General features: G+C 64.2%; 13 protein-coding genes and 1 tRNA gene. 13 read left to right on the plus strand and 1 reads right to left on the minus strand.

The features are described 5' to 3' along the window. The first annotated feature begins 47 nt into the window (after window positions 1–47). Genes AC6UAL_RS07115 through lptB form a run of 3 tightly spaced genes read left to right on the plus strand, consistent with a single transcriptional unit; the run spans window position 48 to window position 3842 of the window. Window positions 48–602, plus strand: coding sequence for a hypothetical protein (locus AC6UAL_RS07115; RefSeq protein ID WP_500682684.1), 555 nt, complete (start codon window positions 48–50; stop codon window positions 600–602). Beyond that, window positions 599–3103, plus strand: a complete 2505-nt coding sequence (locus AC6UAL_RS07120; protein ID WP_500682685.1) for a hypothetical protein — start codon at window positions 599–601, stop codon at window positions 3101–3103. The genes AC6UAL_RS07115 and AC6UAL_RS07120 overlap by 4 nt, the downstream gene beginning before the upstream one ends. A gap of 7 nt (window positions 3104–3110) precedes the next feature. After that, window positions 3111–3842: an LPS export ABC transporter ATP-binding protein gene (gene lptB, locus AC6UAL_RS07125; RefSeq protein ID WP_500682686.1), complete on the plus strand. Its 732-nt coding sequence runs from the start codon at window positions 3111–3113 to the stop codon at window positions 3840–3842. Window positions 3843–4029: 187 nt separating this feature from the next. On the opposite strand, the gene AC6UAL_RS07130 is transcribed toward lptB, so the two are convergent. Then, complete coding sequence (locus AC6UAL_RS07130; RefSeq protein WP_500682687.1) at window positions 4030–4215, minus strand: hypothetical protein; 186 nt, start codon at window positions 4213–4215, stop codon at window positions 4030–4032. Window positions 4216–4375: 160 nt separating this feature from the next. Here AC6UAL_RS07130 and AC6UAL_RS07135 point away from each other — a divergent pair, with 160 nt between their 5' ends. The 10 genes from AC6UAL_RS07135 to AC6UAL_RS07180 all read left to right on the plus strand — a co-directional run bounded on the left by AC6UAL_RS07135 (window position 4376) and on the right by AC6UAL_RS07180 (window position 12198). Beyond that, on the plus strand, window positions 4376–5212 hold the full coding sequence (locus AC6UAL_RS07135; RefSeq protein WP_500682688.1) for a LysM peptidoglycan-binding domain-containing protein: 837 nt from the start codon (window positions 4376–4378) through the stop codon (window positions 5210–5212). 29 nt (window positions 5213–5241) lie between these two features. Next, window positions 5242–5811 carry a LysM peptidoglycan-binding domain-containing protein gene (locus AC6UAL_RS07140; RefSeq protein WP_500682689.1) on the plus strand — a complete coding sequence of 190 codons (570 nt, stop codon included), beginning with the start codon at window positions 5242–5244 and terminating at the stop codon, window positions 5809–5811. Between the two features lie 76 nt (window positions 5812–5887). Next, on the plus strand, window positions 5888–6751 hold the full coding sequence (locus AC6UAL_RS07145; protein WP_500682690.1) for a L,D-transpeptidase family protein: 864 nt from the start codon (window positions 5888–5890) through the stop codon (window positions 6749–6751). Next, window positions 6751–7383 carry a hypothetical protein gene (locus tag AC6UAL_RS07150; protein WP_500682691.1) on the plus strand — a complete coding sequence of 211 codons (633 nt, stop codon included), beginning with the start codon at window positions 6751–6753 and terminating at the stop codon, window positions 7381–7383. The genes AC6UAL_RS07145 and AC6UAL_RS07150 overlap by 1 nt, the downstream gene beginning before the upstream one ends. 155 nt (window positions 7384–7538) lie before the next feature. Then, the gene (gdhA, locus tag AC6UAL_RS07155) at window positions 7539–8897 is read left to right on the plus strand and encodes an NADP-specific glutamate dehydrogenase (protein ID WP_500682692.1); all 1359 of its coding nucleotides are present in this window, start codon (window positions 7539–7541) and stop codon (window positions 8895–8897) included. A 175-nt stretch (window positions 8898–9072) separates the two neighbouring features. Continuing rightward, a complete protein-coding gene (locus AC6UAL_RS07160) occupies window positions 9073–9600 on the plus strand; it encodes a peptidoglycan endopeptidase (RefSeq protein WP_500682693.1) in 528 nt (175 codons plus the stop codon). Window positions 9601–9673: 73 nt separating this feature from the next. Next, a complete protein-coding gene (locus tag AC6UAL_RS07165) occupies window positions 9674–10006 on the plus strand; it encodes a hypothetical protein (protein ID WP_500682694.1) in 333 nt (110 codons plus the stop codon). Next, a complete protein-coding gene (gene xseA / locus AC6UAL_RS07170) occupies window positions 10003–11334 on the plus strand; it encodes an exodeoxyribonuclease VII large subunit (RefSeq protein ID WP_500682695.1) in 1332 nt (443 codons plus the stop codon). The genes AC6UAL_RS07165 and xseA overlap by 4 nt, the downstream gene beginning before the upstream one ends. A 136-nt stretch (window positions 11335–11470) precedes the next feature. Beyond that, window positions 11471–11923 (plus strand): type IV secretion protein Rhs, encoded by a 453-nt coding sequence (locus AC6UAL_RS07175; RefSeq protein WP_500682696.1) that lies wholly within the window; start codon window positions 11471–11473, stop codon window positions 11921–11923. A 193-nt stretch (window positions 11924–12116) separates the two neighbouring features. Continuing rightward, window positions 12117–12198 (plus strand) — tRNA-Leu (locus AC6UAL_RS07180). Window positions 12199–12423: the final 225 nt, after the last annotated feature.

Raw genomic sequence — 12423 nt, forward strand, 5'->3', positions numbered from 1 at the left:
ACGGCGAGCGTTCCCGCCGCTGTGCGTCCCTCAACCGTCCGATACCCGTGAGATTTCTTCCGGCCATTATCCTGCCCGCCCTGCTTACACCGCTGTCAGCGGCGCCGAGCAACCCCAATGATCCCGTCGCGGCCGACGAGTTCCCGGGGCTGCAATTTCTGCCGGTCGGCAGTGTTGTCAAAGGCATCACGATTCCGCGCTATGCCGAACACCGTGCGGAAGCCAAGTTCATGGCCGAAGAGCTTGAAGTCGTTTCGCGCAGCGCCGTCAGGCTCACACGCATCTGTGCCCTGCTCTACGGGGCAGGCAACCTCACCACGAGGCTCGAAGCTGAGGAAGCCGGCTATAACTTCGCCGACAGCCTCGTCACCACCGAACGTTGCACCACCCTCAGCGATCCGCGATTCACCGCTCGGGGTACGCGCGCCGTCTACGCTTCGGACAAGGGCCGCGGCATCCTCCGCGGCCCGGTGCGCACCACCCTCACCACCCGAAGCCGAAGCACGGCCTCCCCGGCCGAAGCGAGTACTAAGGCCGCGCCCGATACCCCTGCTGCACCCGCAGCTGCGCCCGAAGCATCCGGCAAATCCCCGAGACCATGAAACGCTGCCACCTTCTCACCCTCTGCCTCATCTCGGCACTCGCGACCCCTCTGAGCGCCGAAGAGACGCCTGATACGGCCGACTCGCTCATCGAACACGGGCGCGAGCTCATCACCGACTGGCAGCAACACATCGATGAACTGCCGGCCCTGCTGGCCGACTTCCAAGCCGAAGACTGCCTCACCCCCGCAGACGGCGAAAGCCCCATGCCGACGAGTGAGGAAGGCAAAGCCATCATTGAAAGCGACGGCGCCCTGCTCTTTGACGTGCGCCACTCGCGTCTCGTCTACGTCAACGGCGTGCGCCTCAACGCCGGCTCCCTGCAGCTGCGCGCCTCGCGCCAACTGCAGATCCAACTCGAACGCCGCGCCGTCGACGCCAAGGTTGCCGAAAGCAACGACGCTCTGGCCGCAGGCGAGCTTCCCTTCACCGGGGCGGATGGCACGGCACCCGGCAAACGCGGGCAAAATGGCCGCGAGCCCGGCAGCGGTGAACGCACCGACGCAACTCCCTCCGCGCCCGAATCTCCGCCCGCCGACCCGAGCACCGCTGACCCCTACCGTATCAGCACCACCAACGCCCTCGTCGACACGGAAACCAACCGCGTTCTGCTCAGCACGAGCGGCAGCCTCGAGCCCATCGTTGTCGAAAACAGCCGTCATCGGCTCGAAATCACTCCCTCTGCCGAGGCGCGCGGCTCCCTGCTGGGAGACGAACAGGGCAACATTCTGGCCGAAGGCAGCCACATCACCGTGCAAGGCATCGACAGCGACGGCAAGCCCTACCGCCTCGACGCCGAACACGGCATAGCCTGCTACAGCGCCGCCGCGCGGCAACTGAGCGTCGTCGGCCCCTGCCGCTTCAGCAGTGCAGACGGCACTCTGAGCTGCCGCGATGGCCTCACCGTCACCTTTGACGAAGCCCCCGACCGCCCCGGACATCAGGCCAAAGCGAGTAAGGCAGGCAAGGGCTTCATGGGTCAGTTTGCCGACATGAAGCTCGGCAGCATCAGCCAAGCCGACGCCCGCGGAGACGTCCGCTTCAGCGCCGTCGCCACGGCTGAGCGACCGAGCATGAAGCTGAGCAGCCAAAGCCTGCATTACGACGCACGCCTCGGCGAATGCCTAGCGGAGGGCGACTCCTGCCGAATCGAATACGGCAACAACACCCTGAGCAAGGCCACCGGCATCCACCTCGCCCCCAACGGAGACATCACCGCACTCGGGCAACACCTCGAAGGCAGCTACGAGCGCCCTGCGCCGCGCAACGGAGCACAGACTGCCCCCGCCTCCCTCATCGGCAGCTTCAGCGCCCGCGACGAGCTGCGCTTCACCGCCTCGGACGGCTGCATCCGCACCCGCAACGGCCTCACCGTCCGCGACGATGAAACCGACTTCAGCTGCGACGGCCCCGTCACCATCCGCCTCGGCCGCGAAGGGAAAGCAGGCTCCGCCCTGCCGCGCAAACAAACCGGCGGACTCAATCTCGCCATCGCCGGCTACAAGAGTCTCAAAGGCATCGAAGCGAGCCGAAACGTCCGTCTCGTGCACACACCGCTACCCGCTGCGGAGGGCAAAAAGTCGCAGACCTCATCGCAGACCTACGTCATCAGAGGTGAAGACGTCCGAGCCGACCTCGAAAAGGGCACGGCCTCCGTTCGAGCCGATGATGAAGCCTTGGTCAGCTTCGGCGCCAACAGCATCACCGTCACGGCTCGCGACGGCGCGAGCGCGACCGAACAGAGCATCATCATCGACGAACAAGGCGATATTTGCGCCACGGGCGGCAGCATCAGCGCTGCGTTCGAGAGCGACAAAGGCCCGGCCCGGGCCCGCTGCCTCGACCTGCTCCGGCTGACCCGAGCCGACAACCTCATCACCACCGGTTCCGAGGTCTTCCTCGAATCGCCCCAAGGCCGATTCACTGCCCGTGGCCCCGTAGAGCTCGAACTCGACCCGGCTCCGGCCAAAGACAGCCCCTCGGAAGCCGCCGGACAAGCCGCGCAGAGCGAAGGAGGCACCGCGGCTTCTGCGGATACACGGCCGCAAGCCTTCGCCCACCTGACCTTCAACTACGTCGGTCTCCGCCGCCTGCACACCGAACAAGGCGGCACCGCGCGCACTCCCGATGCCTCCCTGCAATGCAGCGGGCTCATCGACGTCACCCTCGTGCCCTACGGCGGCAAAGCGGCGGATCCCTCGGTTGCACCGATCGACAAGGCCACCCTCAGCGGGGACGTTGCCGTCCTCTACCGCGATGCAAGCGGGCGCCTCGTGCGCGCAACGGGCGACCGCCTTGAAATCGACGCTGCTGCGGGCGAAAAAGTTCTCTCCGGGCGCCGCGTCACTCTTTCGGACAGCAACAACATCCACATCTCGGAAGGAGCCGGAGCCGCCGTCCGCATTGACCGTCGCAACAACGCCCGCATCACCGGCAGTCGGCAGAGCACCACCGCCACCAACATCCAAAGCCAGACCGAACAGGGCGGCACCAAGAAATAACACCGATATGCAAACGCTACTCCACGCACAAGGTCTCTGCAAAACCTATCACGAGCGCAAAGTCGTCGACGACGTCAACCTCACCGTCAACGCCGGTGAGATCGTAGGGCTGCTCGGGCCGAACGGCGCGGGCAAAACGACCTCCTTTTACATGGTGGCCGGGCTCGTGCGGCCCGACTCCGGCGTCGTCAACTTTGTCGGCGAGAACGTCACGGGACTGCCCATGCACGTACGGGCACGCCTCGGCATGGGCTACCTGCCCCAGGAGGAATCCATCTTCCGCAAGCTCACGGTCTATGAGAACCTCATGGCCATTCTCGAGACCCGCCGCGAGCTGAGCCGCAAGGAGCAGCGCGCGAGAGCCGACGAGCTCATGGAGCGCTTCGGCATCACCAAACTGCGCAACAGTCAGGCTCTCCAGCTCTCGGGCGGTGAAAAGCGACGCCTCACCATTGCACGCGCCCTGACCACGAGCCCGAAGCTGCTCATGCTCGACGAACCCTTTGCGGGCGTCGACCCCATCGCCGTACAGGACATCCAGCACATCGTCGCCTCCCTGCGCGAAACCGACGGCCTCTCCATCCTCATCACCGACCACAACGTCCGCGAAACCCTCGGCATCGTCGACCGCGCGTACATCCTTTTTGAAGGACGCGTCATCAAACACGGCGACGCCGATGAAATCGCCAACGACCCCAAGACTCGCAAAATTTACCTCGGCGAGCACTTCAAAATGTGAGGCTGCCGCGCAGGTCTCTGCCGAACGACGAGGCGGGCTGACAGGTCAGAACAAGGCGAGCCGACAAGGCCGCCAATCAGCGGCCGACGGCGGCACGGCTCCGCGAGCCGACATTCGGTTCTCGCAGGCAGGCTTCGCGTGCCGTCTCCACCCGCATGCGCGGAAGCGGAAGTCGGTGCGAGCTGCCTCAGAGATTGCGGCGAACGGACAGGTAACAGAGCAAGCCCACAACGAACAGCAGCACGCAGAGCCCCGTGCTGCACACGCGGTCGGCCAACAGCGGGTCCTGCGGGCTGAGCCAGAGATAGATCAGGCCCAGCAGCAACAGACCCGCCAGCAGCATCAAAATAAAAGGCTTATTGGCTCTCCACATAAAAGTCGACGGCGCCGCGCGGCGCGGGCTCATTGTACGGGCAGAAGCGGCGGAATGCAAGCCGAAATCTGTCATACGGCACCGAAAGACGCGACAAAATCCCGCACTGTCAGCATTACGGCTTGCAAGAGAGGCCGCGAGCTGCTAGAATACGGCGCGTATGAAGAAAACTTTGATACTCCTCGCTTTGAGCACAGGACTCTGCGTGACCCTTAACTCCTGCCAGAGCACGGATTCCGACGGTTTTTTCTCTGACGAGACGGCAACGCCGATCAACGAATACGAAATGGCCGACGGCGAGATTCCCGTCTGGCTTCTCGACGACAATGACGTCCCGGCGGGCAACACCTCGCACACCGTGGCGGATCGCAACCGCTATCCCATTCCTGAGCCCACGGCCAGCACGGGCCGCAGCAGCACCGGTCAGGTGCAGCCCGACACCGGCCTTGCCAACAACGATGCGACCATCGTAGAGCCCGGCGTCTCGACCACGGGCAGTGATGTGACCGTTCCCAGCGTCGGTCCCTCCCCCAAGCCGACGACCGAGACGACCACCAAGCCCAAGCCCACCAACAACAGAAGGGCTGCCACCAACCGCGCCAATTCGGGCCAGCAGCAGAGAACGCGCAAGTTCGATGAGCCCACGATGATTGTCTACAAGGTGAAAGCGGGCGACAACCTCTCCGTCATCGCCAAGCGCTGCAACACCACGGTGGCGCAGATTCGCCGCGATTCCGGCATCAAGGGCGACCTCATTCACCCGGGGCAGAAGATTCGCATCCGCTACGTCCCGGACGGTTACAAACCCGGCAAGAAGAGCAGCAACCGCAACCGCAGCACTTCGCACACCGTCAAGAGCGGCGAAACGATATCCGGCATCGCCTCGAAGTACGGCGTGGGCTACAAGCAGATCCTGAAGGCCAACAAGATGACGGAAGCTGACGCTCGCCGACTTCGCCCCGGCCGGAAGCTCACCATCCCCGCCAAATCGCGCTGACGGGTTTCTCCCCGCCTCATCACCTCCCTATGAAGCTTAGCCGTCACATCGGGTTTGTCAGCGCTCTGTCCGCGCTGCTTCTCATGACCTCCTGCCGCATCACGCGGCAGGGCGTGGATTTCTCGATGGCAACCGATCAAGTCATGCCGGCCTCAAATGACGTCGTTTGCGTTGAGGCCGGCAGACCGATCGCCACCGGCGGTGCCGTCGCGACCGACGGCGCGAGTCCCATCATACCGAGCGTCGCCCACGCTTCGGGCAGCGCGACCACCTACACCGTGCAAGCGGGCGATACGCTCTATGCGGTGGCTCGTCGGCACCATCTGACCATCTCGGGTCTCGCCGCCGCCAACGGACTGAGCGTCACCGATCATCTGCGCGTCGGTCAAAAGCTCACCATCCCCTCCCCGAGCGGAGCCGGCATGACGGCGCCCGGCCACAGCGGTGCGAAGCGCACCTACACCGTCAAACCCGGCGACACGCCGAGCGGCATCGCCAGCCGATACGGCGTCAGCCTCCAAGCGCTCAAGCAAGCCAACGGTATCACAACAGGGCCTTGGAACATGCTGCGCGTCGGCCAAAAGCTCATCATCCCCTGATCCGACTACTCCCGAGCCGATTGCTCCCCGGCGAACCGAGCTTTTTCACCTCTCCTTTCCCCACCCTGCAACGCCCATGAGAACGCTGAGTCTTCTCACCCTTCCGGCTCTGCTGCTGGCTGCCTGTTCGTCGACGCAGAACCAGCAAAACGCACCTGCGCATCGCAACAGGGTCACCGTCAGCACCATCGGCAATGCGGCCACGGCAGGCACGGCGACCACCGCCGCACCCGCAGAGCCGAGTCGCATTCCGGGCAACATCCTCGACCTACCGGGCAAGGACAGCCCCACCTACGTCAACAGCTACCCGGAAGGGAGCTACGCCCACTTCGTCGCGCAGAAAAAATACCCGAAAACCCTCGCCGTCTACTCGAATGACGAACTCCTTCGCAGCCTGACGCGAGACAACTCGAAAATCATCATCTGCATTCCCCAGCAGCGCGCCCGCCTCTACGTCAACAACCGCGTCGCGCTCGACTGGCCCGTCTCGACCGGCACCTACGGGCATGAGACCCCCACGGGCGTCTTTCGCGTCATGGAGAAGGACAAAGACCACAAGTCCAACCGCTACGGGCGCTTCATCAACGAGAACGGCCGCACCACCAACTCCAACGCCGACCTGAGCAAGGGCCTGCCCAAGGGGCACACCTTCCGCGCGGCCGGCATGCCCAACTGGCTGCGCCTCACCCCTGACGGCGTCGGCATCCACGGCGGGCGAGTCGTTGCCGGGCGTCGCCTCTCGCACGGCTGCATCCGCACGCCTTACGACGTGGCGGCCAAACTCTTCGAGCACGCCGTCGTCGGCATGCCCGTCTACATCTCGCGCGCGGTGGAGGACTACAGCCGCGGGGGCTACGTCAAACCCATCGACGTCAAATACCGCCCGAAGCCCGGCAACGACTACACGGACATGCCCGTCCAAGTCAAAACCATCGAGTGATGCCGCAGCCCGAGCAACACCGAGCCGCGGAGTTGCCTGACGGCAACGCCGCCCGACAGACCAACAACTCAGCGGCAGCGGATTCCTGCTCCCCCGAACGCGACGCGCAACCCTCCCCTGCCTGCTGCGAGGGCGCCGCAGCCGCCCCCGAGCAACCGAGCGGCGCCGACATACGCTGCGGCGTCATGAGCGAAGCCCCGCAGCTCCCCGGCGGCGCGCGCGTGTTTCGCTGTGCGAACTTCGGCCTCTACCTCGGCTGCGCCGTCCTCATCATCGCCAGCGTCAGCTACTACCTCAGCGCGCACGGCAGCGAAAATCACCCGCTGCAAAACATCGCCGCCCTCGCCGGATGCGCCGCCGCCGTCCTGTGGGCCGCATGGTTCTGCACCATCAGCTACCGCATCGACGAACACGGCATCAGCGAACGCAAACTCAGCGGGCGGCGCCGCCTCGCATGGGCCGACCTGCGCTCTTGGGAAGTGCACTACAGCGCCGACTGCGAGCAAGCCACCTGCCGCCTCCGCTTTGAAGGCCGAGAGGGCACTCCCGCCATCGAGCTGAGCAGCGAACTGCTCGAGCTCGAAGCCCTCGAAAATCTCGCGCGCGAGCTCCAAGGCACAGACACCGTGTAGAATCGGTATAAGCCACCCCGACGGCAGGAAATGGATTTTTTCGAAAAAAAAGACTTTTCAGCCAAAATCATTCTGGTATAATCTCGCCCGTTCGGACGGCGGCCCCCCGCCAAGCAAGCGCGGATCCGCCCCAAACCCCGACATCATCACCAACTATGTCAGATTATGCCACACGAGTGCTGGATCAGGTTCGCGCCAAAAACGCCAACGAACCTGAGTTCCTTCAAGCCGTGCAGGAGGTGATTTCGACCATCACTCCCGTGCTCGCCGCCGACAAGAAGTACGAAGACAACTGCATTCTCGAGCGCATCACCGAGCCCGAGCGCACGATCATCTTCCGCGTTCCTTGGACGGACGACCGGGGCAAGATTCACGTCAACCGCGGCTTCCGTGTCGAGTTCAACAGCGCCATCGGGCCCTACAAAGGCGGCCTGCGCTTCCATCCCTCCGTCAACCTCGGCATCCTCAAGTTCCTCGGTTTCGAGCAGATCTTCAAAAACTCCCTGACCACGCTCGCCATGGGCGGCGGCAAGGGCGGCTCCGACTTTGACCCCAAAGGCAAGAGCGACGCTGAAGTCATGCGCTTCTGCCAGAGCTTCATGACCGAGCTCTCCCGCCACATCGGGGCGGACACCGACGTGCCCGCCGGCGACATCGGCGTCGGCGGCCGTGAGATCGGCTACCTGTTCGGCCAGTACAAGCGCCTGCGCAACGAGTTCACGGGCGTGCTCACCGGCAAGGCTCTCAACTGGGGCGGCTCGCTGATTCGCCCCGAGGCCACGGGCTACGGCACGGTTTACTTCGCCCAGAACATGCTCGCGACCAAGGGCGACGACCTCGCCGGCAAGGTCTGCGTCGCCTCCGGTTCCGGCAACGTCGCGCAGTACCTCGTTGAGAAGCTCAACCAGCTGGGCGCCAAGTGCGTCACCATGTCGGACTCCAACGGCTACGTCTACGACCCCGCCGGCATCGACCAGGAGAAACTCGCTTGGATCATGGAGCTCAAGAACGTGCGCCGCGGCCGAATCAAGGAGTACGCCGAGCACTTCCAGGGCGTGAGCTACTTCGAAGGCCAGCGCCCGTGGAGCGTCCCCTGCGACTGCGCCTTCCCCTGCGCCACGCAGAACGAAATCAACGGTGCCGAAGCCGCCACCCTCATCAAGAACGGCTGCAAGCTTGTCGCCGAAGGCGCCAACATGCCCACCGACCTTGACGGCATCAACGCCTACCTCAGCGCCAAGATTCTCTACGGCCCGGCCAAAGCCGCCAACGCCGGCGGCGTCGCCACCTCCGGCCTCGAAATGGCGCAGAACAGCCAGCGCCTCAACTGGACGCGCGAGGAAGTCGACGCCAAACTCTTCAACATCATGAAGAACATTCACGAGAACGCCTACAGCCACGCTCGCGAATACTCCCCGGACAGCAAGGGCGACTTCACCAACTACGTCGCCGGTGCCAACATCGCCGGCTTCGTCAAGGTTGCCGACGCCATGGTCGACCAGGGTCTCGTCTGATTCCCTGCCGCACAGGCTTCAAACACAGGCCGCAGCCTCCCGCAACACGCCGGGAAGCTGCGGCTTCTCTTTCAAGGGCGCGCAGCGCAAACTGACAGCCTCAAGGCTTGCATGGGCACGTTGATTCTGCTATTATATTCTTCGCGTTGCTTCAACCGACCTCGCGCGCCTCTCCATGAACAAACTTTGCCTCAGCCTCCTCGCCGCCCTCACCATCGGCCTCTGCAGCTGCCAGCAGCAACAACAGGCGCAGACCCAGTGCACCCCCACCTACGTCTACCGCGAGGGGTACACGGCGCGCATTCTCCCCAACGGGAAAGCCTCCATCCCGAGCCATGCGCCCGAGCGCGTTAAGCGCATCATCCGCGCCGCCAACAAAATCGTCGGCAAGCCCTATCGCCGGGGCGGCGGCCACCGTTCGCACCGAGACAACGCCTACGACTGCTCCGGGGCCACCGCCTTTGCGCTGCGCGAAGCCGGGCTCATGGGCGGCCGCTTCCCGACCTCGGGCGACTTCCTGCGCTGGGGGCGCGGCGGCTACGGCAAATGGGTCACCGTCTACGCCAAGCGCGGCCACGTCTTCCTCACCGTGGCGGGGCTGAGATTCGACACCACCGGGAGCGGTCGCGGCGTCGGCCCCCGCTGGTATGACACCCCGCGCCCCTGCCGAGGCTTCTATGTGCGCTACCTGCCCGGCATGTGACCCCGCCCGAGCGGCAAACACTCACCGAGCGCTCGCCCGCCTCTCACCGCAACCGACAAACACCTCCTTAAAGATGAACGAAGAAAACGAACGCAACCACGGCACCCAGCGCATCGACGCCATCATGGCGCGCTGGGGGCTGGAGAACCACGACCTCGTCGACGTCTCCCTCGAGCAACTCACCCACAAACAAGTGCAAAAAGCGCGACAGGGGCGCCAACTCACCCTCAAAATGATGCAAAAGGTTGCGCGAGCCCTCAACGTCGCCATCTGGAATCGCCTCAAAGCCGAGCAGAAGGACAGCTACTACGAGTACATCCACCGCGACCTCTTCAGCTACGCCAAGGGCTACAGCCCCGACTGGAGCGACCCGAACGACGCGCTCTTGCCCCGCAAACGCCCATGATTCTGAGCGTCAGCGAGCTGCTGGCTAAACTGCGCAGCACTGTCGAGCAAAACGTCGGCGAAGCCGTCGTTCGGGGAGAGATAGGATCATGCAAAACTGCCTCCAGCGGGCATATTTATTTCACCCTCAAAGATAGTTCGGCGCAGCTGCAGTGCGTCCTCTACCGCTTTCAAGCCCTCAGCTGCCGCGTCCGCCTGCGCGAGGGGCTGCAGGTGGAACTCGACGGCCGCGCCACCGTCTGGGAAGGGCGCGGGTCGCTGCAATTCATCGTCAGTCGCGTGCGCGAAGCCGGGCTGGGCACTCTGCAACAGCAATTTGAGGCCCTCAAGGCCAAACTGCGAGCGGAGGGGCTCTTCGACAGCAGCCGCAAGAAAGCCCTCCCTCATTTCCCGACGAGCGTCGGTCTCATCACCTCGGCGAGCGGGGCGGTCATTCAGGACATGCGCCATCGGCTGGAATCGCGAGCGCCGTGGATGCAGGCCTGGCTCTACCCCGTTGCGGTTCAGGGCAAAGGCGCCGAGCGGCAACTGGCGGAAGCGATCCGCCGCTGGAACGATCCGGCAGGCGGTCTACCGCCGGTCGACTACCTCATCATCGCGCGCGGCGGCGGCTCTCTCGAAGATCTCTGGTGCTTCAACGAAGAGCTCCTTGCACGCGCCATCGCGGCCAGCCGATTGCCCGTTGTTTCCGCCGTCGGGCATGAAACCGACTTCACCATTGCCGACTTTGTCGCCGACCTGCGCGCACCGACTCCCACGGCGGCCATCGAACTGACGACCCCTGATGCCGCCGTTCTCAACACTAGGCTCGATCAGATTGAACTCATCCTTCGGCAGCGCCTCAACCGCTGCGTCGAAACCGCGCGGCTGAGGCTTGCCGCCGCCGATCGGGGCAAATTCGAGCATCCCCTCGAGCTGCTCGGCCCCTTCGCACAGCAGATCGACAGCTTGGACGAGCAACTTCGCAGCACGGCAGCCCATCGGCAAGACCAAAGCCGCAATCGACTCGAACTCCTGCTGGCGCGACTCAGCACCCGCAGCCTCAGCGAGCGCCTTCAAAGCGCCACGCGGCAAATCGACACCATCCGTGCACGCCTGCACACGGCAGCCGCCGCCCGCCTCAGCCTTGCATCGGCCACCCTCGAGCGGCTCAGCGCGGGTCTCTCCGCCGCGGACCCGCAGAATGCCCTCAACCGCGGCTTCGCCCTCGTGCGCCGCAGCGACGGCAGTCTCGCCCGTCGCAGCAGAGACCTATCTCCCGGCGACCCCCTGCACATCACCCTCGCGCAGGGCGAAATCGACGCCGCTGTCACCGCCCGGCGCCCCTGAAGAAAGCGCGGCGCCCGCACTCCGCGGCAGCGGACTCGGAATTCGCCCCTGCGGATGTCGCGCCGGAACGGCGAGCAAGCTTGACGCCGCAGCCGGCTTCGCGTATCATATTGATAAAGCCCATCGACGCACCATCATGATTCGCCGCCTCTTCCTCACCGCCTCCCTGCTGCTCGGCAGCGCCGCCTGCCTCGCGCAAGCTGCCCCGCAAAGCAGAACCGAACACCTCTACGATCGCCACGGCAACTACCAAGGCCGCGTCGTCACCGACGCCTCCGGCAACAAACGCTACTACGACCGCCACGGCAACTACCAAGGCCGCAGCCAAAGCAACGGCAACGGCGGCAAAAGCTATTACGACCGCCACGGCAACTATCAGGGGCGCAGCCAAAGCAACGGCAACGGCGGCAAGAGCTATTACGACCGCCGCGGCAACTATCAGGGGCGCAGCCAAGGCAACGGCAGCGGCAACGAGAGCTATTACGACCGCCACGGTAACTATCAGGGCCGCAGCCAAAGCAACGGCGACGGCGACAAGAGCTATTACGACCGCCGCGGCAACTACCGCGGGCGTCGGGACTCCAAGTGATAAAGTCCTCTGCTGAAGGGGGTTACGCTGCCCTCATCCCGGCCTGCGCGAGCGTCTTTCGCCCCCCTCGGCTGATGATCTCCCGCAAAAAATGAAAAAAATTGCAAAAAAAGCTTGCAATCACGCGTCACCTCGCGTATACTTGCGGCGCACCCGATGCAAGGCGGCAACGCTGAGCGCGAGGGTCACAGAAGCTCGGTTGGCGGAATTGGTAGACGCGCTAGACTAAGGATCTAGTGGAGCGATCCGTGGGGGTTCGAGTCCCCCATCGAGCATAAACAGGCGAATGTGAGATTCACGTTCGCCTGTTTTGTTTTCCGCAGCTTGACCCGTCGTCCCCGTCGTCCCGGCCTCCCCTCGCACGGCCGCTCTGAGCGCCGGGAACAGCATGCGGCGGCACCGAATCTCAGCGGCTCTTTTTTGGGGTCAAGCGCAAAGTGTGGGGTCAAGCGCAAAGTGTGTGGAAACCGCATATCAGACCACCGAGTGAGCCACCGCTG

The sequence above is a fragment of the Candidatus Parakkermansia intestinigallinarum genome (genome assembly GCF_944389695.1).
In the GTDB taxonomy this organism is placed as follows: Bacteria; Verrucomicrobiota; Verrucomicrobiia; order Verrucomicrobiales; family Akkermansiaceae; genus Akkermansia; species Akkermansia intestinigallinarum.